The following is a 23616-nucleotide window of genomic DNA, read 5'->3' on the forward strand; positions in this document are numbered from 1 at the left end:
CGACGTAACACCAAAGGAATAGACGATGTCCAAACTGCAGGAAAACATCGCAAAGGCCGAAGGCTATCTGGCCCGGTTCAAAGATAGCGGCGTACTGAACCGCATCAATGGCGAGGATGTGCGCGCTGACGATGGTTCCACCTTCGAGACCATCTCCCCCGTTGATCTGAAGCCGCTCGCAACCGTTGCCCGCGGCAAGGCTGCAGATATCGACCGCGCCGCACGCGCTGCAAAAGCCGCCTTCGCCGAATGGGCCGCGATGCCTGGCGACGCGCGCAAGAAGCTCCTCCACAAAATCGCCGACGCAATCGTTGCGCGCGCCGAAGAGATCGCTTTCGTCGAATGCATGGACACCGGACAATCCATGAAATTCATGGCCAAGGCCGCTCTGCGCGGCGCGGAAAACTTCCGTTTCTTCGCCGACCGCGCGCCGGAAGCGCGTGATGGCAAGACGATCCGTGCCGAAGGCCAGGTGAACATGACGACACGCGTGCCGATCGGCCCGGTCGGGATCATCACGCCGTGGAATACCCCCTTCATGCTGTCGACGTGGAAGATCGCGCCGGCGCTTGCCGCAGGCTGCACCATCGTCCACAAGCCGGCCGAATTCTCGCCCCTGACCGCCCGCCTGCTGGTGGAGATCGCCGAGGAGGCCGGTCTGCCGAAGGGCGTGTGGAACCTCGTCAACGGCTTCGGCGAGGATGCCGGCAAGGCTCTCACGGAACATCCCCTGATCAAGGCGATTGGCTTCGTCGGCGAAAGCCGCACCGGCTCGATGATCATGAAGCAGGGCGCCGACACGCTGAAGCGCGTGCATTTCGAGCTTGGCGGCAAGAACCCGGTCATCGTCTTTGCCGATGCCGATCTGGAGCGGGCAGCCGATGCGGCCGTCTTCATGATCTACTCTCTGAATGGCGAGCGCTGCACCTCGTCCTCGCGCCTGCTGGTCGAGGAAAGCGTCTACGACAAATTCACCGCGATCGTCGCCGAGAAGGCCAAGCGTATCAAGGTCGGTCATCCGCTGGACCCCGAAACCGTCGTCGGCCCTCTCGTGCATCCGGTCCATGAGAAGAAGGTGCTGGAATATATCCAGATCGGCAGATCGGAAGGCGCGACCCTCGCGGCCGGCGGCGAAAAGGTCAACGGCCCGGGCGGTGGTTGCTATGTCTCGCCGACCCTGTTTACCGGCGCCAGCAACCGGATGCGCATCGCCCAGGAGGAAATCTTCGGACCGGTGTTGACTGCCATCCCGTTCAAGGACGAGGCCGATGCGCTGGCGCTAGCCAATGATGTGCAGTACGGCCTGACCGGCTACCTCTGGACCTCCGACGTCACCCGCGCCTTCCGTTTCACCGATCATCTCGAAGCCGGCATGATCTGGGTGAACTCGGAAAACGTCCGCCACCTGCCGACGCCGTTCGGTGGCGTGAAGAATTCCGGCATCGGCCGCGATGGCGGCGACTGGTCCTTCGATTTCTACATGGAAACCAAGAACGTCGCATTCGCCACCAAGCCGCACGCCATCCAGAAACTCGGCGGCTGAGCCGCCAATACAAACAAGTACGCATAAAGAGGAGGAACCCATGCCCCTGCCGAAACCCAATCTCTACCCGCCCTTCAACATCGTGCGCCTCAGCCACATCGAATTCGGCGTCACCGATCTTGCCAAGTCGCGCGCCTTCTATGTCGACACGCTTGGCCTGCAGGTAACGGACGAGACGGCTGATACCATCTACCTGCGTGCGCTCGAGGAACGCGGCCACCACTGCATCGTGCTGAAGAAATCCGACAAAGCCGAAGCCCGCGATCTCGGCTTCAAGGTGTTCAGCGACGAGGACCTCGACAAGGCGGCGCATTTCTTCAAGAGCAAGGACCTGCCGGTCCAATGGATCGAGCGCCCCTACCAGGCGCGGACATTCCGCACCCGCGACCCGCATGGCATCCCGCTTGAATTCTATTCGAAGATGGACCGCCTGCCCCCGATCCACCAGAAATACGCGCTCTACAAGGGCGTGAAGCCGCTGCGCATCGACCACTTCAATTGCTTCTCGACCAATGTCGACGAGAGCGTCGCCTTCTATAACGAACTCGGCTTCCGCGTCACCGAGTACACGGCAGACGAAGAAACAGGCCGTCTATGGGCCGCATGGACGCATCGCAAGGGCGGTGTCCACGACATCGCCTTCACCAACGGCCGCGGCCCACGCCTGCATCACACCGCCTTCTGGGTGCCGACGCCGCTCAACATCATCGACCTGCTCGATCTGATGGCGACGACTGGCTGGGTCGCCAATATCGAGCGCGGTCCGGGGCGCCACGGCATCTCCAACGCCTTCTTCCTCTACATCCTCGATCCGGACGGCCACCGCATCGAGATCTATTGCTCGGACTACCAGACCGTCGATCCCGATCTGGAGCCGATCAAATGGGATCTGAAAGATCCGCAGCGCCAGACACTTTGGGGCGCACCGGCTCCCAAGTCCTGGTTCGAACATGGTAGCCTGTTTGCCGGTGCGGAAGTGGCGGAGCCTGACCTGAAGGCACAGCCGATTATCGCTCCCTAAGCGTTACCCTTGAGAGCGGGTGAAGAACGTCCGCTCTCATCAACGTTCGAAAGCGCGAGGAGGCAGTCATGAATTTGAAAGACCCATCATTGTTCCGGCAGGCGGCATTGGTCGGCGGCGAGTGGATTGAAGCCGATCCATCCAATGCGATCAAGGTCGACAATCCGGCGACGGGCGAGATCATCGGTCTCGTTCCCAATCTGGGCGCAGTCGAGACAAAGAAGGCAATTGCCGCAGCGGAAGCCGCACAGAAGGAATGGGCAGCCCGCACCGCCAAGGAGCGCTCCGGCATCCTCAGGCGCTGGTTTGAGCTGATGATGGCAAATCAGGACGATCTCGGACGCATCCTGACGGCTGAACAGGGCAAGCCGTTGCCTGAGGCCAAGGGCGAAATCGCCTATGGCGCAAGCTTCGTCGAATGGTTTGCCGAAGAGGCCCGCCGCGTCTATGGCGATATCATCCCCGGCCACCAGAAGGACAAGCGCATTCTGGTCATGAAGCAGCCGATCGGCGTCGTGGCAGCAATCACCCCCTGGAATTTCCCCAATGCGATGATCACCCGCAAGGCTGGCCCGGCCTTTGCCGCCGGCTGCGCCATGGTGTTGAAGCCAGCCTCGCAGACACCGTTTTCTGCGATCGCGATCGCCATCCTTGCCGAACGTGCCGGCCTGCCCAAGGGCCTGTTCAGCGTGATTACAGGCTCGGCACGCGCCATTGGCGCCGAAATGACGGGTAGCCCTGTCGTGCGCAAACTGACCTTCACCGGCTCGACCGAAGTCGGTGCCGAACTCTACAAGCAGAGCGCGCCGACCATCAAGAAACTCGGCCTCGAGCTCGGCGGCAACGCACCCTTCATCGTCTTCGACGACGCTGATCTCGATGCCGCCGTCGAAGGCGCGTTGATCGCCAAGTTCCGCAACAACGGCCAGACTTGCGTCTGCGCCAACCGTCTCTACGTGCAGGATGGTGTCTATGACGCCTTTGCCGAGAAGCTCGCAAAAGCCGTCGGCACGCTGAAGACAGGCAACGGCTTCGACGAGGGCATCAATCTCGGCCCACTGATCGATGAAGCAGCCCTTGCCAAGGTCGAGGAACATGTTTCCGATGCGCTTTCCAAGGGCGGCCGCGTGGTGGCCGGCGGTCATCGCCATCAGCTCGGCGGACGCTTCTATGAGGCAACCGTGCTTGCCGATGTCACACCCGCCATGGCCGTTGCGAAGGAAGAGACCTTCGGGCCGGTGGCTCCCCTCTTCCGCTTCAAGGACGAGGCCGACGTCATCGCCCAGGCGAACGACACCGAATTCGGCCTCGCCTCCTATTTCTATGCCAAGGACCTCGCCCGCGTCTTCCGTGTCGCGGAAGCGCTGGAATACGGCATGGTCGGGGTCAATACCGGCCTGATCTCGACGGCCGAAGCACCCTTCGGCGGCGTCAAGCTCTCCGGCCTTGGCCGCGAGGGTTCGCGCTACGGCATCGAGGAATTCACCGAAATCAAATATGTCTGCCTCGGCGGCGTCGCCTGAGATCAAGAGAAGGCCATCAAAGCATGACCCATCCAAGATTCCTGTCCTTTTCGCGAAACGGCCGTCATGGCTACGGGCTTGCGGTCGACGGCGGTGTCGTCGACCTCTCGGCCCGCCATGGCGCGACATGGCCGACGCTACGCGAAGTGATCGAGGCCGGCCGCCTCGTTCAGCTCGCCGAGGAAGCCAAGACGTTGAAGCCGGATTTCACGCTTGACGACATCCGCTTCGAAATTCCCATTCCGTCGCCGGAAAAGATCATTTGCGTCGGGGTCAATTTCCCCGACCGCAACGAGGAATACAAGGATGGGCAGGCTGCCCCCTCCAACCCGTCGCTCTTCATCCGCTTTCCGCGGTCCTTCGCCGGCCACGGCCAGCCGCTGATCCGGCCGCCGGAAAGCCCGCAGCTCGACTATGAGGGCGAAGTCGTCATCGTCATCGGCAAGGGTGGCCGCCGGATTGCCGAAGCCGATGCCTTCAGCCACATCGCGGCTCTCTCGCTTTGCAACGAAGGCACGATCCGTGACTGGGTTCGGCACGCGAAATTCAACGTCACCCAGGGCAAGAACTTTGACAATACAGGCTCGATCGGCCCGTGGCTGATCCCCTTCACCGATGCCGCCCAGCTCGACGACATCGAACTAAAAACCCGCGTCAACGGTGAATTGCGCCAGAGCGACCGCACCAGCCGGATGATCTTCTCCTTCCGCAAGATCATCAACTACATCTCCACCTTCACCACGCTCGTTCCCGGCGACGTCATCGTCACAGGCACGCCGACCGGCGCCGGCGCCCGCTTCGATCCGCCGATCTGGTTGAAGCCGGGCGATGTCGTCGAAGTCGAGGCCGATGGTCTCGGCATCCTCAAAAACACGATCGCCGACGAGGTGCGCTGATGTTGTCGCAAGATGAAATCCAGGCTGCGGCCGAGAGCCTCGATCAGGCGGAGCGGACACGCGTTCAAATGGGGCTCCTCTCGCTGAAGCACCCGCAAATGACCATGGACGACTCCTATGCCGTCCAGAGCGCATGGGTGAAAAAGAAGATCGCTGCCGGCCGCAAGCCGATCGGCTGGAAGATCGGGCTGACATCGAAGGCGATGCAATATGCCCTCAATATCAACATCCCGGATTCCGGCGTGCTCTTCGACGACATGGTCTTCGAGGACGGCGCGACGGTGCCGCCCGACCGCTTCATCCAGCCGCGCATCGAGGCCGAGATCGCCTTCGTCATGAAGGCACCGCTCAAGGGGCCTGACGTCTCGATCTTCGATGTGCTGAATGCCACCGACTACGTAACGCCTGCGCTTGAAATCCTCGACACGCGCATCCTCCGGGTCGATCCCGACACGAAGAAGGCGCGCACCATCGTCGACACGATCTCCGACAACGCCGCCAATGCCGGCATCGTCACCGGCGGACGCGCGGTGAAGCCCGACCAGATCGACATGCGCTGGATGGGCGCGATCGTCAGCCGCAACGCCGAGGTCGAGGAAACAGGCCTTGGCGCGGGCGTGCTCAACCAGCCGGCACGCGGTATCGCCTGGCTTGCCAATCGCCTGTCGCAATATGGCGACGGCATCGAAGCCGGCCAGATCGTGCTCGCCGGTTCGTTCATCCGCCCGATCGAGGCGCGGCACGGCGATACGATCAATGCCGATTTCGGCCCCTACGGGTCGGTCAGCCTGTTCTTTGCATGAAGGAGTGAGCCATGCCGGCGCCCAAAAATCTCTTCAAACAGGCCCTGAAGGAAGGGCGGGCGCAGATCGGCCTCTGGCAGGCCCTCGCCAATGCCTACACCGTCGAGATTTGCTCTGGTGCCGGTTACGATTGGCTTCTGCTTGACGCCGAGCATGCGCCGAACGACGTGCCGCTCCTCGTCTCGCAGCTGCAGGCGATGAAGGGCACGGCGAGCCACGCAATCATCCGCCCGCCGATCGGCGAGACCTGGATTATCAAGCAGTTGCTCGATATCGGCGCCCAGACTCTGCTCATTCCCATGGTCGAAAGCAAGGAAATGGCCGAGGCCCTGGTCAGGGCGATCAGATATCCGCCGCACGGCGTGCGCGGCGTCGGCGCAGCCCTTGCCCGCGCTTCCGCCTTCAACCGCATTCCCGACTATCTTGCGACGGCCAATGACGAGATCTGCCTGCTGCTGCAGGTGGAAAGCCGCGCCGGGCTTGCGGCGCTCGACGATATCACCTCGACCGAAGGCGTCGACGGCGTTTTCATCGGCCCGGCCGATCTTGCCGCCGATATGGGCTACCTCGGCAAGCCGGGCGCGCCGGAGGTGCAGGCCGAGGTCGAGAAGGCGCTGGCGAAAATCCAGTCGCACGGCAAGGCAGCCGGCATCCTGATCGGTGATCTCTCGCTGGCCAAGCGCTACCTCGAGCTTGGCGCCACGTTCGTCGCGATCGGCAACGACGTCACCCTGCTTGCCAACGCCACGACGAAGCTCCTCGACGATTTCAAGAATGCGGATGCCGCCAAGCCGCCGGAGGATGCCAAGGTCTACTGATCGCCGACGCCGCCCTCCCCGGCGTCACGTGACCTTGTGCCTCATCGCGCAAATTATCGGCCTATAGGATGCGTTGTGCACGCTCAGTCAAAACGGACTGCACAGCTGGACGCGACGCCTCCGCTCGCATCGGTCATCATGAACCGGAAAGCCAAGAGGAGGAAACATGCGTTTCAAGAACAAGACCGCCCTGATCACTGGCGGCGGCACGGGCATTGGTGCGGCCGTCGCGCGCTGCATCCGGCAGGAGGGCGGCAATGTCGCGCTCGTTGGGCGTCGTCCCGAACCGCTGCGGGCCGTTGCCGAGGAGATCGGCGCAACCATCGTGGCAGCAGATGCCGCCGACGGCGCCGCGATGAAGGCTGCCGTAGAAAAAGTGGTCGAGACCCATGGCGGCCTCGATATTCTGATTGCCAATGCCGGCGGCCATGGCGTTGGACCGACGGTCAGCATGTCGGACGAGACCTGGGATCTCGCCGTACGCCTCAACCTCAACACCGCCTTCGTCAGCGCCCGCGAATCCCTGCCGCATCTCATCAAGAACCAGGGCAATATCGTCGTCCTCGCCTCGATCGCCGGGCTGTTTGCCGGTCCGGATGCGGCGGGCTACGTCACCATGAAGCACGGCTGCATCGGGCTCGCGAAATCGCTGGCGCGCGACTACGGCCGCAAGGGCGTCCGCACCAACACCGTCTGCCCGGGTTGGGTGACGACCGCCATGGCCGACGAGCAGATGGAATTCATCGTCGAGAAGTACAAGCTGAAGAACGTTGAGGAAGCCTATGCGCTCGTCACCAAGGACGTGCCACTTGGCCGGCCGGCAACCGCCGAAGACGTCGCCAATGCCGTCTGCTTCCTCGCCTCGGTCGAAGCATCGATGATCAATGGCGCAGTCCTGACCGTCGACGGCGGTGCCGGCACCGTCGACCTGCCGACGCTGGCCTTTGTAGAATAACGGGAGGAGAGACAGATGAACCAGAATCCCAAGGACTGGAAAACCTACGACGAGTTTGCCTATGGCATCGACACGAACCGGCTTCCGGCAACGGAGGCTCTTGCCGGCTCGTCTCACAAGATTTCGTTCGACGACGGACGTACGCTGGAGCTTGCCTTCGCCAAGGGCGAGGTCAAATGGTCTGATGGCCAGGGCAGCGGCACCGATCTATCCGAGGTGATCGAAGTCGCGCCGAAGACCTATTTCGTCGAGATCATCTTTGCCAGCCGGCCCAAGGAAGCCGAGACGCTGATCGTCAACACCGAGACGCGCCGGGCGCTTTCCATCTATTCCATCGTTCGCGACCTCAAGGAGTCCGTCGGCGAGCCGCAGGTCGCTCAGATCTTCCGCGCGGGTGTCATCGAAGGCGGTGCGGCAAGCGGACCGGTGCCGCATGAAAGCCGCGATCTGATCGGGCTCAGGGCGCACTTCACCTACAGCCCCAACCATGTCTACGAACACACCTATCTTTCGTCGCAGCGCTATGCATGGCAATGCCTCGTCGGCGTGCAGCGCGGCCATGGCGATGTTGACCTCACGACGACCTACAAGTTCGACGATAATCTCTACATCTTCACCTTCCGCGAGTTCAAGATCGCGGTCGCATCCACCTTCTTCTATAATTTCAACGAGATGCGCTCGACCGGTAAATTCCTCGGCATCACCGGCGACGGCCGCATCCAGAACAGCCCCGCCGGCGCCTTCATCCGCAAGGCCTCGATGACCTATTATCTGCCCGGCCAGGAACCTGTGTGAGGACGCCATGCGCAAAGCATTCGATATCGTAAAGGCACATTACGACGCCAACGACCGCCGCGACATGGATGGCATGCTCGCCGACATCGCACCGGATTGCCGCTGGACGGAGATGGATGGCTTTCCCTGCGCCGGCACCTATGTCGGCCCGCAGGAGATCGTCAAGAACGTCTTCCAGGCACTCGGGCAGGCCTTCGATGGCTACACCTTCAAGCTCGAACGTCTCCTCGACGCCGGCGACGAAGTGGTTGCAGTCGGGGATTATAGCGGCACGAACAGACAGACCGGCAAGGCCTTCAAGGCTCGCGTCGTGCATGTCTGGGGTATCGCGGGAGACAAGATCCGGCGTTTCGAGCAATTCACCGATACGCTGAGAGTGGTCGAATCCATGCGATGAGAAACGAGGCGGCTTGGCTCCGGCCGAGCCGCCTTATCTGCCTAGGATATGCTGGCCTTGCGCCATTGCGACGGCGAAACACCATAGCGATGGCGGAATGCGCGGGAAAAATGAGCGCTGGAGGAAAAGCCGAGGGCAAAGGCAATTCCGGATATTTCACCCGCATAACCGCTGGCTTCCTGCAATTGTGCCGCAGCTTTCTGCACGCGCAGATCCCAGATGTAGTCAGAAGGCGTCATGCACTCGACTTCGAACGCGCGGTAGACGTAGCGCACCGAGCAGCCCATGCGGCGCGCGATCATCGTTACGGTCAGATCCGGCCGCTCCAGATTGATATCGATGAAATCCTTGATCCGCTGCAACAGGACATAAAGCGGATTTGCAACAGATCTCGCCTGCTGTAAATCGGCACCGATCATGGTGCGCACAAGGTCGATCATGGTTTGGCCGACGCTTGAGCGCCGAGCCTCATCAAGCAAATCGATCTCGTGGATGGTCGAGTCCATCAGGGATAGAAGTATCCGGCACATGCCGTCCTGCTCGGCATGCGCCGTAAAGGGTTGTGCCAATCGTTCCACGGCGGTGGCGGGCAGTGCGTGACGCGGCAATTGCAGCAGCATCTGACGGACCGGGGTACTGTTCGTCAGCATATAGGGGCGGCTGGGGTCGTAGATCACGAGCGCATTCTGCGGGACGAGCGCCTGCAGTCCCCCCTGCGTCAGTGAGGCGCTGCCCTCCGTCTGCACGATCAGCTTGATCGCGTCCGGATCGTCCGGTGCCGCCGTCACATGATCGCCGAAGACGACATGCCGATCCGCCTCCAGCCGCGTCAGCCTGCAAGCCCCCAGCATGGCCGAGGTCATCCGGCTCTTTTCCTCGCCGCCGGCACCGAAATCAAGCCGAACATTGCCGAAGAGATTGCGGGCCAGCCCCGCAAACGCGCGTCCGCTGGCGCTGTCGACCTGTCGTTGAAGTGCTGCAACCATGATAGGTGTCCTCAGGAGGAGAGACGTTTCCTCCGTTTCAGCTTGCCAGATAGGCTCCGTGCAGAATGTCCGGCTGGGCCTTGAGCGTTGCGGCAGCGCCGGAAAAGACCAGACGCCCACGCTCCAAGACGAGAGCCTGATCAGCAAGATCAAGCGCGAGATTGGCGAACTGCTCGATCAACAACACGCCGATGCCGCGCGCGGCTGCAATTTTCAGTGCCTCGGCCAGCCGCTTGACGACGGCCGGCGCCAGACCAAGCGACAACTCATCGACGATCATGAAACGGGGCTTGGCGACAAAGGCCTGTGCCATCGCCACCATCTGCTTCTGACCGCCGGAAAGATCCGCCGCCGATTGGCGCCGCCGCTCCGAAAGCTCGGGAAAGATCTCATAGGCATGTGCCAAGCCTTCGCGTCGTGCAGCCGCCGATCCCTTGAGCGCCGCGACGAGAATATTGTCCTCCACGGAAAGCTGCCCGAGCACGCGATGCCCTTCGGGCACGAGCGCAAGGCCGGCTCGGCGAATGCGATCCGGCGCGAAGCCTTCCAGCGCCGCATCGCCGAGACGCACCGAACCGCCGCGCGGCAGGACGCCGGCCATGGCCATGACCGTGCTCGACTTGCCCGCCCCGTTGGCGCCAAGCAAGGTCGTTATCTTGCCGGCCATGACCGAGAAGGAAATATCGTGGATAACGCGCTTGCCGCCGCGCTCGACGGTGAGATTCTCGACGCGGACTTCGGATGTGGTGTCCATGTCAGAACTCCCCCAGATAGGCGCGGCGCACATTGGGATCGGCAAGCACTAAATGCGTCGGCCCAAGCGCCAGAAGCTTGCCGTAGTCGAGCACCATGGTTTCGCTGCACATGGAGCGGATGAGATCGACATCATGGTCGATAATCAGCACCTGCGCCCGGAACTCCGCTGGGATGCGCAGCACAAGCTCGCGAAAGGCCTTGCCCTCCTCCTCGGTCAGACCCGCGGCCGGTTCATCGAGCAGAATGAGCTTCGGCTCGCCCACGACGCATTTTGCCAGCTCGACAAGGCGGCGCTGGAAGAGATTGAGGGATTGGCCGAGCCGGTCGGCAAGATCAGCCAGACCAGCAAAGGAAAGAGCCTGGTCGACTGCATGGGCATGATGTCCAGCACCGACGACGTGATCGGCGATGGCGGCAATATTACCGGCAACTGTCAAATCCTCCACCACCTGCTCGGTCTGGAAGGAACGGCGCAAGCCGGCACGCACCCGCTGCAGCGGAGTCATCGACAGCAACGACCGCTCACCAAGCGAGACAGAGCCCTGCACGGGTTTCACAAAACCGGAGAGCACGTTGAGCAAGGTGGTCTTGCCGGCGCCATTCGGACCAATGAGACCGGCAACGGGGGCCGTCAACACGGCACTCAGCTCATTGATCGGCCTGACGCCGCCGAACTGCACGACGAGATTGTCGATCTTGATCATCGCCCCTTCCCTCCGGAAAGCCGATTGCCCAGCCAGGCAATGACAGTCGATATCTGACCGGCAATACCGGTCGGAGCCGTCGCCAGCGCATGGAATAGCGCCATGCCGAAAATGCCGATCGTGACATAGCCGTCGATACCGAGATCTGTCAGCAGCGCCGGCACCGCGCGCAGCAAAAGTCCAGCGATCAAAGCGCCGTACCAGTTGAAGACCCCGCCAACGATGGCCAGTGCGAAGAGATTGAGGCTATCGAAAGCGCCGAAGGCGCGCCCGTCAAGCTGGCCGACATTGCCGGCCAGCAGGCCGCCGGCAAGGCCGGCGAGAAAGCCGCTCAATGCGAAAGCCCAGGCCTTGTAGATCAGGACATTGACGCCGCTTGCGATCGCAACGGGCTCGCCCTTGCGGATCAGCGCCCAGGCCCGGCCGGGGCGCGCAAGCTTATGCCACTGGGCAATCAAAAAGCCGATCGCGGCGGCGGCACAGACGTAGAGGAAATAGGCAACCTCGCCGTCGGCTATCGCTGGCCTTGCCAGCATCGCGCGTCCGACACCATCGGCCCGACCCAGGAAGCCGGGACCGCCATCGGGAAAACCCCAGGCGCTGATGGCGATCTGGAAGGCGCCCGCGAGCATCAGCGTCACAAGCGCGAGATAGAGACCGCGCAGACGCAGTGCCGGCACGCCGAACGCCAAACCCACCACCGAAGCAACGACACCGCCGGCAAGCAGGCTCAATTCGAACGGCGGATGAAAGGCGTGGCCGACGCGGAGCGTCACCCAGCCGCCAACGCCGACAAGCGCGAATTGACATAGGGAGACGAGACCAAGCTGGCCGTAGAGAATCGCAAGCCCGGCAACGGACAGCGACAAGGCAACCGCCGAGGTAGCCGCGGACAACCAGAAGGAATTGGCAAGCAAGGCGACGACGAGCGAAAAGATCACCATCGTCACAGGCACATGAAGAAGCTGCTTGGGCAGACGCACCATCGATATGCTTTCGGCTGTTGGGGCGATTGTTTGCTCCTGAATGGTCATCGGTCCTTCAACGCGGTCTTCGCCGCGCCCCCCAGGATGGTGACCGCGACGAGCGCGATAATGAAGGGTGCCGCCGCGCGGTAGGGCGATATCCAGGCAATTGGTGTCAGCGCGGCCTCGGCGATGCCGATCAGAATGCCCGCAATGGCCGTTTGCCACAGCGACTGCAACTGACCGAGGATCGCCGCGGCGATTGCCGGGATCACCAGCAGGGTCAGAAAGGTTCCCTGCAGTCGGACCAGATCGGCAAGCAACAGGCCGGCAAAGCCGGAGAAGATGCCGGTCATGATCCAGGCGGCGGTCTCCGTGTAAAGAATGCGCACGCCGAGAACGGCACTCAGATCACGGTCATTGGCGAGCGCGCGCATGTCCAAACCAAGGCGCGTGCGGGTCAAAAGCAGCGTGATGGCGACGACCATCACCACCGCGAGGATGATCGCGATGATGCGTGTGAAGGTCAGGCGCACGGCAAAGATGGAGACGAACATCTGGTCGGTCGGGAACTGCAGCCGGCGTGGCAGCTCGCCCCAGACGACGCCCATAATGGCGATCAGCACGAGCGCGGGTGCCAACGTCCCGACGGCACGCACAACGATATCGCGATGCGACAGCATGGGGGCGAAGACGCGGCCGTAGAGAAAGCTGATCGCCGTCGAGACGACGACGGCGGCAAGGATGGCGACGGCGAGCGGCATCTTCCACTCGAGCAATTGCCAGGCGCAATGCGCACCGATCGCGCCAAAGGCACCGAATGCGAAGTTGAGAACGCCCGTCGCTCGGAACAAAACGACAAGACCGACGCCGGACAGCGCATAGACGGCGCCAATTCCCAGCCCGGAAATGACGAAGGGTAGAAGGTTCATGGATCGATCCTCTACGGCGCAGCGCGTCTTTCAGAGGCGCAAAGGACGCCGTAACACTTTGAATCAACGCATCGCGCTTTCTAAAAATCGATACCGATGTTCGGGCTGATGCGTGGGGTCGTTCGACTCCGCGGCTTGTTTGCCGCGGAGTCGATGGCAAGCGTCGGGGCTCAGTTGATGCCGGCGGATTTTTCGAAAGCGCGGATGTCCTTCAGCTCCGGGTCCGGCGATGGCACGCAATCGGAAACGACCTTCCACTTGCCGCCCTCGCTGACAGCCATGCGCGTCGTCGAATTGGCGTTGTGACGCGGTTGGCCATCACCGAAGTACCAGGGAGCGCAGAAGATATCGCTCTTGAAGTCCTTGATCTCACGCACGGCGGCAGACGCTGTCTCGCGGTTGATCTTGGCCGGATCGAGCGTCATCAGCGCCTTCTCGGCGATGCGGGCCGAGAGATAGCCGGCCTGGGCGAAGGTATCGCGCGGGTCGGACTTCTGGCCGTACTGATCCATGACGGCGAGCCAGTTCTGATTGTCCGGGGTCTGCGCGTTCAGATCGTTGAATTCCATGTTGACGTAGAATTTGTCGTCCCAGCCGGAGCCGATGGTGGCAGGAACGGAGAGATCATAGGCAGAGGCAGCACTCAGGAAGGTAATCGTCTGGTTGAGCCCCTGCTCTTCGGCAGCCGTCAGCAATGGCACGGCAACACCCTTCGACAGACCGAGCACGATGACATCGGGCTTGCTCGAAGCCGCCTGCAGGATGATCGATGTGGCATCGGCCGAGCCGGGGTCCATGAGGATGGTCTGGGCGGCGAAGCCCTTTTCCTTGGCAAGCAGCATCACGCCATCGCAAGACCAGGTGCCGACATTCGGGATATTCGGGCTGATGCAGACGACCGACTTGGCATTCAGCTTGTCGAGCGCATAGCCCATCGCACCGAGCATGGAGACGCGCGGCCCGGCATTCGTCGGAGCGATGTTGTCGGCGAAGAAGCATTCACGCGGCACGCCGACGCCGGCCAGTACCAAGATGCCAGCCTTCTTGTAGAGTTCGGCATTGGCGCCGCATTCGACATAGCTGGAATTGCCGACCATCAGCACGGCCTTCTCGTCATTGACGAGCTTTGCCGCCAGCTGCGCGGCGATTTCCGGGTTCCATTGGTCGTCCTCGACCAGATACTTGACCGGCCGGCCCTTGATGCCGCCATTGGCGTTCAGGCAATCAAAATAGGCCTTCGCCGCCTTGGTGGAGTTGGAAAAGTCGTCCGGCCCGGTCTTGCCGGTGATGGCGCCGATGATGATCGGCTCGCCGGTTGCCGGCTTGCCGCTATTGTCGCCACAGGATGGCGCCGCATGTGCTGTGAATGCAGACACGAGCGTCAGCAAAAGGCCGATTGCCAGCCCTCTCAGATTGATAGGCATTGTCTCCTCCAGTTTGTTGTCCCGTTCCCCACGGGATCTTTGCTTCGATAATCTCCGGCTCAGCCGGAAATCGCCTTTCCAGTCATGAAGGCAGCAGCCCTTGCCGCAATCATCATCGTCGGGGCATTGGTGTTGCCAGATACCAAGGTCGGCATGACGGAGGCGTCGCAGACGCGCAGCCCCTCGATCCCCCGCACCTTCAAGTCTGGCCCGACGACGGCCATGCGATCGTCCGCCCGGCCCATGCGGGCCGTTCCCGCCGGGTGGAACACCGTCTTGCATGACTGGCGGATGTAATCGCGCAGGGCTTCGGGGTCTCTCTCGACGCCAGGTTTCGGCAGCACCCGGCGTTTGACAAGCTTGGCAAGAGCCGGCGCGTCGAGGATGCGGATCGCCGTTTCGACACCGCGCACCAAAGTCTCGATATCGGCCGGATCGGAAAGCATATTGGCGTTAAAATCCGTCTGCTCGGTCGGATCGGCGCTCTTCAGCTTTATCCAGCCGCGCGAGCGCGGCCGCAGATAGCATGGGCCGATGCTCAGACCATGCCCCGGTTCCGGGTCACGGTCGACAAAACCGATCAGAACAGGCAGCACGTGGAACTGGACATCCGGCTGCCCGGTACCGGCGGTGTCGACGAAACCGCCGCACTCGACAACGTTGGAAGTCAGCAACCCGCGATGCGAGGTCAGATAGCGCAGCATGTGGCCGGCGGCCCGCAGCCCCTTGTCCTGGCCGAGGATCGAGATCGGTTCATGCGTCTCGCCCTGCACCGGCACTTCCAAATGGTCCTGATAGTTAGCGCCGACGCCCGGCAGGTCGGCGACGACCTTGATGCCGAGCGAGGAGAGATGCTCGCCATCGCCAATGCCGGACAGCTGCAGGATCTTCGGCGTTGCGATGGCACCCGCAGTGAGCGCGATCTCGCGCGATGCCTTGAAGACCTTACCGTCAAGCAGTTCGACGCCGACCGCCTTTTGCCCTTCGAACAGGATGCGGGCGACCTTACGCTCCGTCAGCACGGTCAGGTTCGGCCGCTTCTCCGCCTCGCGCAGGAATGCCTGGGCCGAACTCCAGCGACGACCGCCATAGGTCGTGCTCTGATAGAAACCGACGCCGGCCTGATCCGCGCCATTGAAGTCGTCATTGTGGGGAATGCCGATCTCGATCGCGGCCTTGATGAAGGCTTCGCTCAGCGGATGGCGGTGGCGGGGATCTGAAACGCGCAAGCCACCCTTGCTGCCGTGGAACTCGCCATTCAGCCGCTCGTTATTTTCCAATGAGCGGAAGGCCGGCAGCACATCATCGTAGGACCAGCCCTGGCAGCCCATCTGCGACCAGGTATCGTAGTCGTTGCGATGACCGCGAATGTAGATCATCGCGTTTACCGAGCTGCCACCCCCAAGAACATTGCCCTGCGGCACGATACTCGGCCGGCCGTTCAAACCCTTGTCGGGGTTCGAGGCATAGGGATGGATGTCGATGCCCTTGCCCAGCACCTTGAAGAAGGTCGCTGGGATATGAATCCATGGATCGGAATCCCGGCGACCGGACTCGATCAACAGCACCTTATGCGCCGGATTTTCCGAAAGCCGGTTTGCCAGTACGCAGCCTGAGGAACCACCACCGACGATGATATAATCGTAACTCGCCATGGTCAGCTCAGTACCGTCTGGATTGTGGTGAATTCCTTCAGCCCTTCCGCGCCGAACTCGACGCCGATACCGGACTGCTTCACGCCGCCGAAGGGTGCGTTCGGCTGAATCGTGCCGTGCTTGTTGATCCAGACCGATCCGCATTCGAGCTGCACCGCATAGCGTTTCGCCTTCTCCGCATCGGAGGACCAGACGGAGCCGCCGAGGCCGGCCGGATTCTGATTGGCGCGGGCAACCACCTCATTGACATCGCTGTAACGGATGATCGGCAGGGCCGGGCCGAACTGCTCTTCATCGACCAGCCGTACGCCATGATCGACATCGGCGACGAGCGTGATCGGATAGAAATAGCCGGGGCGATCCATCGGCGTTCCGCCGGTCAGGATACGGCCGCCATGGGCGCGCGCATCGTCGACAAGCTCACGCACCTTGTTGAACTGCATCTCGTTCTGCACCGGGCCCAGGATGCTGGTCTCGTTCAGGCCGTCACCGACGACGATCTTGGAGGCATAATCCGCAAGGCCGCGGCAGACCTCCTCATAGATGCTGTCATGCACATAGAGGCGCTTCAGCGCCGCGCAGGTCTGGCCGTTGTTGATGAAGGCGCCCCAGAACAGGCCTTCGACGATCGCTTTCGGGTCGGCATCGGGCAGAACGATGCCGGCATCGTTGCCGCCAAGCTCCAGCGTCAGCCGCTTCAGGGTCGCGACCGCGGAAGCCATCACCTTCTTGCCGGTTTCCGTCGAGCCGGTGAAGGTCATCTTGGCGATGCCGGGATGGGCCGAAAGCGCTCCGCCGATGCTATTTTCGCCGGTGACGACGTTGACGACGCCGGGCGGCAGAACCTCGTTCATGATCTCGACGAGACGGATCGTCGACAGCGGCGTCAAAGGCGACGGCTTGATGACGACCGTATTGCCGGCCCGAACCGCCGGAACGATATGCCAGCAGGCGATCATGACAGGCCAATTCCAGGGCGTGATCGATCCGACGACGCCGATCGGCTTGCGATGCAGCTCGACGCGGCCTTCATTGTCGTCCTGCAGGATCTCGACCGGCAGGTCGAGCTCGGCCGTATGGCGGGTCCAGGCGAGCGCACCGCCGATCTCGAAGCGGGAACCGAGACCATTGAGCGGCTTGCCCTGCTCGCGCGTGAGGATCTGGGCGAGCTCCTCGGCATGTTCATTAATCTTTTCCGCCATGGCACGGCAGGCGTTGGCACGCTCTTCGTTCGGGACCTGCGACCAGGTCCTAAAGGCCTTGGCGGCAGCGGCGACCGCTTGGTCGAGGTCTGCTTCCGAACCGAGCGGCATATAGCCAACCACTTCGCCATTCGACGGATTGGCAACCGCTGCATGATGGGACGTGGCAACAGGTTCGCCGCCGATAAGCAGGGTATACTGCTTCACGATATTCTCCTCCCGTGACTTTCGAGAGGACTATGGCCCTAGCCGCAAAACTCGTCTTGGGGAGAAACGCGCCTCGTCTTGGACTGGAACGCAGGCTGCGCGTCAGTCCAACTTATGCACCGGCTCGGCGGCGCGAAGCAGCTCGCCCGGCGCACAATCGAACAGTTCCTTGAAACTGCGATTGAAATACGAAATGTCGTTGAAGCCGGCCGAATAGGCGACTTCGGCTATCGTTGTGGGATTGCGCTGCTCCTTGAGCTGCTCAATCTTTTCGCGTGCAAAACGCAGCCGCTTGTCGCGGATAACGGTGGTACACGTCATGCCCATGCCCTGGAAATCCTGTTGCAGGGTGCGGATCGACACACCCAGCCGTGTCGCCAGCCATTTGGCGCTGAGGTCGCTCTCGGTCAGGTGCCGATCGATCAAAATATCGACCGCCTGCATGCGCTTGCTGGCGCTGTCATGCAGCGAATTGAGGCTCGCCGTCTGAATGCCGGTCGACAGAAACGCCTGGCGGGTCGTATCGAACATCAACTGACGAAGATAGGGCGAAGCCGCTTCGTTATCCGGCGTGGTCATCATCTTGGCAATCAATGCACGCAGCATCATCGCCATCGGATCGCTCGCCTCGAGCTTGCGGGCGACATCGAAATCGATCCTGCTGTCCGAGTACATCAACTGCCTCGGCAGATGCAGCGACAGATGATTGGAGAAGTGGCCACGGAAATAGAAGGTCGTCGGCCGCGTTGAATCGACAAGAATGCATTCGCCGACATCGAGGATATTCTGCTGCCCGGAATGCTCGACACCGCAGACGCCTTCCAGCTGCAAGATCAGGAACAGATGCTCGTTGGCATCGCGGCGAATGTCATCCCAATCGCGGTGGACATAATCGAGATCGTTGGAGACATGGGCGAACTCCATGCCGCAGACGTCGATGCGGCTCGCAGTGCCGATAACGCTATCGCCACGCTGCACCGTATGCGGATTGAAATTGCCGCAAATGCTTTGAAGATCGTCCACCCACTGGTCGTAGGGCGTCGGCGACCAGGTCCGGTCAACCAGGCTGCGGTTCTGTAACAGGTCCAACTCCGCCTCCCAACAGTGTCAGCACCATGGGAGACTGCTATAGATCGCCTGACGCGTCAATCAAATACTTAACATATTAATGAAATCGACGAGACGGTCACTCCTCCCCGACCGAGCCGTTTTCCAGTTTGAGAGAGGCCAGCTCATCCAGCATGTCGAGGAGCTTCTCGACGCGCTCCACGCCGAAGCGGGCGTCGATATCGGCATAGACTTTCTGGCTCTCCGGCATCACGTCCTCAACGATCGCCTGCCCCGCCGAGGTGATCTGCAACAGCACCCTCCGCCCATCGGCATCATCCTTGTGCTTGGTGATGAAACCGCGCTCCTCAAGCGAGCGGATCATGCGCGTCAGGCTCGGCGCCAGGATCGAGGCCTTGTCAGCCAATTCCGTGGCGTCGAGCTTGCCACCTTCATAGAGAACACGAATGACGCGCCATTGCTGTTCGGTCACGTCATGCGCGGCCAGGATCGGCCGGAAATGGCTCATGACCGCTTCACGGGCACGCAGAAGTCCGATTGCTAGGGAACGGCGGCGATCCCGCAACGGCCGCTTGGATTGCGCTGTCTTGGTCTCGGGCTCCGGACGTTGCCTGACGTCACCATCTGTTTTGTTTTGCATATGTGCGTGTTCGCTTCGATTAGGACCCTCATTGATTAACATGAGAATCACTCAGCGCAAGGCAATCACCAGATATCGGTGGAACACCGATGGCAAATACCCGCAGCGCGATTGCTGCTGGATGGATCATGGCACCTGCACGAGACGACCGCTGCCTCTGATCACGGAGCGCCGCAGAACCGGATGTCCGTACAATTCGATATTGCCGCTGCCGGAAATCGAGATGTCCGCATCCGCAGCGGCGGCGACTTCCGCATCGCCGCTGCCGCGAATTCTGATCTTCACGGATTGAGCGGCCAGATCCTTGAGACGGGCGGCGCCCGAACCTGAAACATCGAGATCGACAGTCTTTACGCTGCCGGTGGCCACGACACTGCCGCTTCCCGTTATGCTCAGGCGCAGATCGGTCTGATCCAGCTCGGACAAGGCAAGATCCCCGCTGCCGCGCACCTTCCAGTCGGTGACGAGCGGCCCCGACAGGCTGACGTCGAATTTGGCGTTGGACCAGCCCGGATTGCAATCCAGGCTCAACCTGCCACCCTCCAGTTTCACGTGATCGAGAAGCGCGGGGTCGCCGCTGACGACGGCCTCGGCCTTTCCACCCGGCTGATATTGCACGGTGGCCGGTATATCGATGGCCAGGCTGCCATTAGAACTGAATGGCAGGACGATCTGATTCCGGCCGGATGCCGTAGCCGCGCAATCGGACCCTACGCCGCCCCACCAATGTCCCGCATTGGCCCAATCCGGCCCCGAAAGCCCGATGCCCAAGGCAAGAAAGACGAATGCACAAATCAGTCCGGTCGTCGCGACAGTCGCCAATTTCCCGTTCATTGTCCATTTCCTCCAACGATCGATGATCCGCGGCTCAAGCACGACCTTCATCGGCTTGCGCCAAACGGAAATGCAGGCGGGCATATTGCCCGAGCACGCGCGTACCCAAACTCAGCCCCATCAACAGCAGGGCGCCGCCACCCACGAAGCAGCTCACCAATCCCGCGCCGATCAACAGCCGGGCCAACATCGCGACGGAGGGCAAGCCGATATGAAACAGCAGGGTCGTGACGATGATCTTCAGGCCAACGGCGCCGACGGCCACCAGCCCGATCGCGAGACCGAGCGTGACGAACATTGCCGCAAACAACAGAGGCAGCAGGAAGAAGATGTCGACGATGGCAAGACCGGCCAGCGCCGCCATGGCGGCAAACAGGTTTGGCACGCTCCAGTGTGCCTCGAAGCGCCGCAGCCCGGCATCGGCGCGCAATTCCCTGGCAATTCTGGCTGGATCGCCCAATGCCGCCGCCACTTCCGCCTCGCTGCGGCCCGAAGCTTCGGATTCGGCAAAATGGGCGGCGTAGTCCGCGACAATATCCTCAATCTCTTGAGTCGAAAGGCCGGCAAGCCCCAGTCTCAGCGTGCGCAAGAAGGCGTCCCTGGTCATGGCAAATCCTCAAGAAGTTTGTCGACCGCATCCGCAAAGGAACGCCAGTCGCGGCGATGCGCTTCAAAAATCGCCCGGCCGAGCGGCGTGAGCCGGTAATACTTGCGCGGCGGCCCGTTGGCCGACTCGACGATGCGTGTCGCCACCAACCCGTCATTCTGCATCCGCCGCATCAAGGGATAGATCGTACCCTCCCCCATGCCGACTGCAGCGACCAGAGTGCTGGCGATCTCATAGCCATAGCTTTCACCCCGCGACAGTACGGCGAGGACGCATAGATCGAGAGCGCCTTTTCGCAGTTGAACTTGGATCGAGTCGGTCATGTATGATTCCGGTTTACAACATGGATATAACAAGCTATCTGTTTATGCAAGATAGCTAGCTACTTCAGAATGCAGCTACCGCCTGCTGCCGGAACCGCAGCGGTTCAAGACTCTCTTCATGACACAATGCACACGGCCCGATCCCGGGCGCCGCTCTCTCGACAAAGGAGTTGTTATGATGATCCGCCTCGGCTTCATTTTTGCCGCCTCCCTGTATCTTTCAAGCTCGCTGGCCGACGCCGCCGGCTTCCAACGGATCGAAATTCCGGGCGATGGCACTCTTCCGGCGATCAAGGGAGGCGTCTGGTATCCATGTGCTGAACCGGCAGGCGAGGTTAAAGTCGGACCTTTCACCATGGCTGCCGTGAAGGATTGTCCGGTAACGGGAGAAAAGCTGCCGCTCGTCGTCATCTCGCATGGCAAGGGCGGCACGTTTATCGGCCACTACGATACGGCCGAGATATTGGCGGACGCAGGTTTCGTCGTCGTCGCCATCAGTCACCCCGGCGACAACGCCACGGACAAGAGCCGTATCGACGACCCCTCGGTCTTCGTCGAACGGCCAGCCGATATCAAGCGCACGATCGATTTCATGCTCGGCCCATGGCCGGACGCCGGGAAGATCGATGCAGCGCGCATCGGACTGTTCGGCTTCTCGCGCGGCGGATATACCGGGCTCGTCGCCATCGGCGCCAACCCGTATTTCAGCAAGAATCTAAGACTATGCGAGGGCAATGACAGCCCACTTTGCGATCAGGTCCACAAAGGCGAGCTTCCCGAACTCGTCCATGACCCACGCATCAAGGCCGCTGTGATCGCCGACCCGCTCAACGTCTCCTTCACGCCGGACAGTTTCAAGACGGTAAAGGTCCCCGTGCAGCTCTGGGGATCGGAGCACGGTGGCGACGGCGTGACGCCGGAAAGTGTCGTGGCGATAGCCAACCAGCTACCGGAAAAGCCCGAATTTCGCGTCGTGCCCAACTCACAGCATTTCGATTTCCTGCCTCCTTGCCCACCCGAACTGGCAAAAGCTGTGCCGGTAATCTGCGCCGATCCACCCGATTTCGATCGGGCCGCATTTCACCGGGAATTGAATGCCGCGACACTCGCATTCTTCCGCAGGCATCTGGTGAGTGCGCAATAGCCCGCTGACGCCCCGGCATTCGATATGGCGACCATCGCAATGGTTGAAACGCCGCCGCGAATCCGATCAGATCGAGGCATGACGAAAACGCTACGGATAGCGGCGGCTTTGCTGCTGCGCCCCGATGGGGATACGCTGCTCGTGCGCAAGCGCGGTACGGCGGCCTTCATGCAGCCGGGCGGCAAGATCGAACCGAAGGAAGCACCCGAGCAGGCCCTTGTCAGGGAGCTCTTCGAAGAATTGGGACTTGTCGTGGCAACGAAAGAGCTGGTGTTCCTCGGCAAATTTCAGGCACCGGCTGCCAATGAGCCGCAGCACATCGTCGTTGCCGATCTCTTCCGCCTGCGTGTTGGCAATATCGAAATCGCGCCAACGGCGGAGATCGAAGAAATTCGCTGGGTATCACCGCAAAATCCACGGGATATCATCATGGCGCCACTCACCGAACATCATGTCCTGCCATTCTGCCGACAACAGGACACATCCGCGAACGATTGACGTTCCATTCCGCCGGCAGCATCTCAAGAAGACGTAAGCGCAGGTCCAAGCGCCCGATTTGCGGGCACGCGGCAGACACATCGACCTCAGGCAAGCGGATCGGGCGGCAATCGTCATCGGGGTTGCCTGAAATCCGGCGCCGCCCCGGCGGAACGAATATTCTATCGCCCCACCCCGCAACGACGACACCCGCAATCCGAATATTGTGGTAAAATGAGAAAATAACAATTTTAAACTTCCAGACCCTCGCGTTTACTACGAAAATAAACCAAGGACATAGAATATCTAAAGTCCTAGTAATTTTTATTGAAAGCAAAAACGACATTGGATACATAAATAAAAAACATTGCGTGAGGCCGAAAATGAAAAAGGAAAATACTGCCAGCCACGAAAGGTTTATTGAGCTTACGAGCAAGATCGTCTCTGCCTACGTACTTCGCAATGCGACCGCGCCGGAAGATTTGCCGAGGCTCATCATGGAAACTTATTCGGCACTGACGGGCTCTCAGCGGCCCGAGTCATCAACATCGACAGCGGAAAAACTGTTGAGACCGGCAGTGCCGATCAAAAAGTCCATAACTGATGACTATCTGATCTGCCTGGAAGACGGCGGAAAATACAAATCGCTGAAGCGGCACCTGAACAGCAAGTATGGCCTCACCCCTGAAGAATATCGAAGAAAATGGGGCCTGCCCGTGGACTATCCGATGGTATCAGCTTCCTACGCAGCCACGAGGTCGACATTGGCGAAAAAGGCTCTTCTGGGCCATGCGAAGAGCGTAACGGACATTCCTCCGGCGGTTGAGCCTCCACGGCGCCAGCGCAAGGCCGGCTGACCCGGATCGTTTCGTCACGGGTCACAGCCTCTTCTATCCGCTCAACGAGCGGGTGAAGCTTTTTGCACAGTCAACATTGACCGC

The 23616-nt window shown here is 61.1% G+C and carries 25 protein-coding genes; 12 read left to right on the forward strand and 13 right to left on the reverse strand.

The window, feature by feature from the left end:
• Positions 1–25 precede the first annotated feature (25 nt).
• The 9 genes from hpaE (at position 26) to ACIQWP_RS17850 (ending at position 8751) form a co-directional block, all read left to right on the forward strand.
• Positions 26–1543: a 5-carboxymethyl-2-hydroxymuconate semialdehyde dehydrogenase gene (gene hpaE, locus ACIQWP_RS17810; protein WP_402789708.1), complete on the forward strand. Its 1518-nt coding sequence runs from the start codon at positions 26–28 to the stop codon at positions 1541–1543.
• 40 nt (positions 1544–1583) lie between these two features.
• Complete coding sequence (hpaD, locus tag ACIQWP_RS17815) at positions 1584–2564, forward strand: 3,4-dihydroxyphenylacetate 2,3-dioxygenase (RefSeq protein ID WP_402789711.1); 981 nt, start codon at positions 1584–1586, stop codon at positions 2562–2564.
• 68 nt (positions 2565–2632) lie between these two features.
• Positions 2633–4087 (forward strand): NADP-dependent succinate-semialdehyde dehydrogenase, encoded by a 1455-nt coding sequence (gabD, locus tag ACIQWP_RS17820; RefSeq protein WP_402789713.1) that lies wholly within the window; start codon positions 2633–2635, stop codon positions 4085–4087.
• 23 nt (positions 4088–4110) lie between these two features.
• A complete protein-coding gene (locus ACIQWP_RS17825; protein WP_402789715.1) occupies positions 4111–4983 on the forward strand; it encodes a fumarylacetoacetate hydrolase family protein in 873 nt (290 codons plus the stop codon).
• Positions 4983–5786 (forward strand): 2-oxo-hept-4-ene-1,7-dioate hydratase, encoded by an 804-nt coding sequence (gene hpaH / locus ACIQWP_RS17830; protein WP_402789718.1) that lies wholly within the window; start codon positions 4983–4985, stop codon positions 5784–5786. The genes ACIQWP_RS17825 and hpaH overlap by 1 nt, the downstream gene beginning before the upstream one ends.
• A gap of 11 nt (positions 5787–5797) precedes the next feature.
• Entirely contained in the window at positions 5798–6604 is an 807-nt protein-coding gene (hpaI, locus tag ACIQWP_RS17835) for a 4-hydroxy-2-oxoheptanedioate aldolase (RefSeq protein ID WP_402789720.1), read from the forward strand.
• A 166-nt stretch (positions 6605–6770) separates the two neighbouring features.
• Positions 6771–7559, forward strand: coding sequence for an SDR family NAD(P)-dependent oxidoreductase (locus ACIQWP_RS17840; RefSeq protein WP_402789722.1), 789 nt, complete (start codon positions 6771–6773; stop codon positions 7557–7559).
• Between the two features lie 15 nt (positions 7560–7574).
• A complete protein-coding gene (locus ACIQWP_RS17845) occupies positions 7575–8354 on the forward strand; it encodes a MoaF C-terminal domain-containing protein (RefSeq protein WP_402789725.1) in 780 nt (259 codons plus the stop codon).
• Between the two features lie 7 nt (positions 8355–8361).
• Positions 8362–8751, forward strand: coding sequence for a nuclear transport factor 2 family protein (locus tag ACIQWP_RS17850; RefSeq protein WP_402789728.1), 390 nt, complete (start codon positions 8362–8364; stop codon positions 8749–8751).
• Between the two features lie 41 nt (positions 8752–8792).
• Here the strand turns inward: ACIQWP_RS17850 and ACIQWP_RS17855 are convergent, their stop codons facing one another.
• The 13 genes from ACIQWP_RS17855 to ACIQWP_RS17915 form a co-directional block, all read right to left on the reverse strand.
• The gene (locus ACIQWP_RS17855; RefSeq protein WP_402789731.1) at positions 8793–9737 is read right to left on the reverse strand and encodes a helix-turn-helix domain-containing protein; all 945 of its coding nucleotides are present in this window, start codon (positions 9735–9737) and stop codon (positions 8793–8795) included.
• A gap of 37 nt (positions 9738–9774) precedes the next feature.
• On the reverse strand, positions 9775–10491 hold the full coding sequence (locus ACIQWP_RS17860; protein ID WP_402789734.1) for an ABC transporter ATP-binding protein: 717 nt from the start codon (positions 10489–10491) through the stop codon (positions 9775–9777).
• A 1-nt stretch (position 10492) separates the two neighbouring features.
• The gene (locus ACIQWP_RS17865; RefSeq protein WP_402789736.1) at positions 10493–11197 is read right to left on the reverse strand and encodes an ABC transporter ATP-binding protein; all 705 of its coding nucleotides are present in this window, start codon (positions 11195–11197) and stop codon (positions 10493–10495) included.
• The gene (locus ACIQWP_RS17870) at positions 11194–12231 is read right to left on the reverse strand and encodes a branched-chain amino acid ABC transporter permease (protein WP_402789739.1); all 1038 of its coding nucleotides are present in this window, start codon (positions 12229–12231) and stop codon (positions 11194–11196) included. Before ACIQWP_RS17870 ends, ACIQWP_RS17865 begins: the two co-directional genes overlap by 4 nt.
• Positions 12228–13094: a branched-chain amino acid ABC transporter permease gene (locus tag ACIQWP_RS17875; RefSeq protein ID WP_402789742.1), complete on the reverse strand. Its 867-nt coding sequence runs from the start codon at positions 13092–13094 to the stop codon at positions 12228–12230. Before ACIQWP_RS17875 ends, ACIQWP_RS17870 begins: the two co-directional genes overlap by 4 nt.
• Before the next feature lie 170 nt (positions 13095–13264).
• Entirely contained in the window at positions 13265–14518 is a 1254-nt protein-coding gene (locus ACIQWP_RS17880; RefSeq protein ID WP_402789745.1) for an ABC transporter substrate-binding protein, read from the reverse strand.
• Between the two features lie 59 nt (positions 14519–14577).
• Positions 14578–16173, reverse strand: coding sequence for a GMC family oxidoreductase (locus ACIQWP_RS17885; protein WP_402789748.1), 1596 nt, complete (start codon positions 16171–16173; stop codon positions 14578–14580).
• Between the two features lie 2 nt (positions 16174–16175).
• Positions 16176–17582 carry an aldehyde dehydrogenase family protein gene (locus ACIQWP_RS17890; RefSeq protein WP_402789751.1) on the reverse strand — a complete coding sequence of 469 codons (1407 nt, stop codon included), beginning with the start codon at positions 17580–17582 and terminating at the stop codon, positions 16176–16178.
• Positions 17583–17684: 102 nt separating this feature from the next.
• Positions 17685–18671: a helix-turn-helix domain-containing protein gene (locus ACIQWP_RS17895; RefSeq protein ID WP_402789754.1), complete on the reverse strand. Its 987-nt coding sequence runs from the start codon at positions 18669–18671 to the stop codon at positions 17685–17687.
• A gap of 97 nt (positions 18672–18768) precedes the next feature.
• Complete coding sequence (hpaR, locus tag ACIQWP_RS17900) at positions 18769–19290, reverse strand: homoprotocatechuate degradation operon regulator HpaR (protein WP_402789756.1); 522 nt, start codon at positions 19288–19290, stop codon at positions 18769–18771.
• A gap of 126 nt (positions 19291–19416) precedes the next feature.
• Complete coding sequence (locus ACIQWP_RS17905; RefSeq protein ID WP_402789759.1) at positions 19417–20124, reverse strand: GIN domain-containing protein; 708 nt, start codon at positions 20122–20124, stop codon at positions 19417–19419.
• A 34-nt stretch (positions 20125–20158) separates the two neighbouring features.
• On the reverse strand, positions 20159–20731 hold the full coding sequence (locus ACIQWP_RS17910; protein WP_402789762.1) for a DUF1700 domain-containing protein: 573 nt from the start codon (positions 20729–20731) through the stop codon (positions 20159–20161).
• The gene (locus ACIQWP_RS17915) at positions 20728–21054 is read right to left on the reverse strand and encodes a PadR family transcriptional regulator (RefSeq protein WP_402789765.1); all 327 of its coding nucleotides are present in this window, start codon (positions 21052–21054) and stop codon (positions 20728–20730) included. The genes ACIQWP_RS17910 and ACIQWP_RS17915 overlap by 4 nt, the downstream gene beginning before the upstream one ends.
• Positions 21055–21232: 178 nt before the next feature.
• Between ACIQWP_RS17915 and ACIQWP_RS17920 the strand changes: the two genes are divergently transcribed.
• The 3 genes from ACIQWP_RS17920 to ACIQWP_RS17930 all read left to right on the forward strand — a co-directional run bounded on the left by ACIQWP_RS17920 (position 21233) and on the right by ACIQWP_RS17930 (position 23532).
• Positions 21233–22198, forward strand: a complete 966-nt coding sequence (locus tag ACIQWP_RS17920) for an alpha/beta hydrolase family protein (protein WP_402789907.1) — start codon at positions 21233–21235, stop codon at positions 22196–22198.
• Positions 22199–22276: 78 nt separating this feature from the next.
• The gene (locus ACIQWP_RS17925; protein ID WP_402789768.1) at positions 22277–22696 is read left to right on the forward strand and encodes an NUDIX domain-containing protein; all 420 of its coding nucleotides are present in this window, start codon (positions 22277–22279) and stop codon (positions 22694–22696) included.
• Positions 22697–23058: 362 nt separating this feature from the next.
• Positions 23059–23532, forward strand: a complete 474-nt coding sequence (locus ACIQWP_RS17930; RefSeq protein WP_402789771.1) for a MucR family transcriptional regulator — start codon at positions 23059–23061, stop codon at positions 23530–23532.
• The last annotated feature ends 84 nt before the right edge of the window (positions 23533–23616 follow it).

Origin of the sequence: Rhizobium sp. NPDC090279 (assembly GCF_044769665.1) — a bacterium.
Lineage (GTDB): Bacteria > Pseudomonadota > Alphaproteobacteria > Rhizobiales > Rhizobiaceae > Rhizobium.

Excerpts from the sequence above, each read along its gene's own strand:
- hpaE (WP_402789708.1), top strand. The coding sequence starts at position 26 with ATGTCCAAACTGCAGGAAAACATCGCAAAGGCCGAAGGCTATCTGGCC.
- hpaD (WP_402789711.1), top strand. The coding sequence starts at position 1,584 with ATGCCCCTGCCGAAACCCAATCTCTACCCGCCCTTCAACATCGTGCGC.
- gabD (WP_402789713.1), top strand. The coding sequence starts at position 2,633 with ATGAATTTGAAAGACCCATCATTGTTCCGGCAGGCGGCATTGGTCGGC.
- ACIQWP_RS17825 (WP_402789715.1), top strand. The coding sequence starts at position 4,111 with ATGACCCATCCAAGATTCCTGTCCTTTTCGCGAAACGGCCGTCATGGC.
- hpaH (WP_402789718.1), top strand. The coding sequence starts at position 4,983 with ATGTTGTCGCAAGATGAAATCCAGGCTGCGGCCGAGAGCCTCGATCAG.
- hpaI (WP_402789720.1), top strand. The coding sequence starts at position 5,798 with ATGCCGGCGCCCAAAAATCTCTTCAAACAGGCCCTGAAGGAAGGGCGG.
- ACIQWP_RS17840 (WP_402789722.1), top strand. The coding sequence starts at position 6,771 with ATGCGTTTCAAGAACAAGACCGCCCTGATCACTGGCGGCGGCACGGGC.
- ACIQWP_RS17845 (WP_402789725.1), top strand. The coding sequence starts at position 7,575 with ATGAACCAGAATCCCAAGGACTGGAAAACCTACGACGAGTTTGCCTAT.
- ACIQWP_RS17850 (WP_402789728.1), top strand. The coding sequence starts at position 8,362 with ATGCGCAAAGCATTCGATATCGTAAAGGCACATTACGACGCCAACGAC.
- ACIQWP_RS17855 (WP_402789731.1), bottom strand. The coding sequence starts at position 9,737 with ATGGTTGCAGCACTTCAACGACAGGTCGACAGCGCCAGCGGACGCGCG.
- ACIQWP_RS17860 (WP_402789734.1), bottom strand. The coding sequence starts at position 10,491 with ATGGACACCACATCCGAAGTCCGCGTCGAGAATCTCACCGTCGAGCGC.
- ACIQWP_RS17865 (WP_402789736.1), bottom strand. The coding sequence starts at position 11,197 with ATGATCAAGATCGACAATCTCGTCGTGCAGTTCGGCGGCGTCAGGCCG.
- ACIQWP_RS17870 (WP_402789739.1), bottom strand. The coding sequence starts at position 12,231 with ATGACCATTCAGGAGCAAACAATCGCCCCAACAGCCGAAAGCATATCG.
- ACIQWP_RS17875 (WP_402789742.1), bottom strand. The coding sequence starts at position 13,094 with ATGAACCTTCTACCCTTCGTCATTTCCGGGCTGGGAATTGGCGCCGTC.
- ACIQWP_RS17880 (WP_402789745.1), bottom strand. The coding sequence starts at position 14,518 with ATGCCTATCAATCTGAGAGGGCTGGCAATCGGCCTTTTGCTGACGCTC.
- ACIQWP_RS17885 (WP_402789748.1), bottom strand. The coding sequence starts at position 16,173 with ATGGCGAGTTACGATTATATCATCGTCGGTGGTGGTTCCTCAGGCTGC.
- hpaR (WP_402789756.1), bottom strand. The coding sequence starts at position 19,290 with ATGCAAAACAAAACAGATGGTGACGTCAGGCAACGTCCGGAGCCCGAG.
- ACIQWP_RS17905 (WP_402789759.1), bottom strand. The coding sequence starts at position 20,124 with ATGAACGGGAAATTGGCGACTGTCGCGACGACCGGACTGATTTGTGCA.
- ACIQWP_RS17910 (WP_402789762.1), bottom strand. The coding sequence starts at position 20,731 with ATGACCAGGGACGCCTTCTTGCGCACGCTGAGACTGGGGCTTGCCGGC.
- ACIQWP_RS17915 (WP_402789765.1), bottom strand. The coding sequence starts at position 21,054 with ATGACCGACTCGATCCAAGTTCAACTGCGAAAAGGCGCTCTCGATCTA.
- ACIQWP_RS17920 (WP_402789907.1), top strand. The coding sequence starts at position 21,233 with ATGATCCGCCTCGGCTTCATTTTTGCCGCCTCCCTGTATCTTTCAAGC.
- ACIQWP_RS17925 (WP_402789768.1), top strand. The coding sequence starts at position 22,277 with ATGACGAAAACGCTACGGATAGCGGCGGCTTTGCTGCTGCGCCCCGAT.
- ACIQWP_RS17930 (WP_402789771.1), top strand. The coding sequence starts at position 23,059 with ATGAAAAAGGAAAATACTGCCAGCCACGAAAGGTTTATTGAGCTTACG.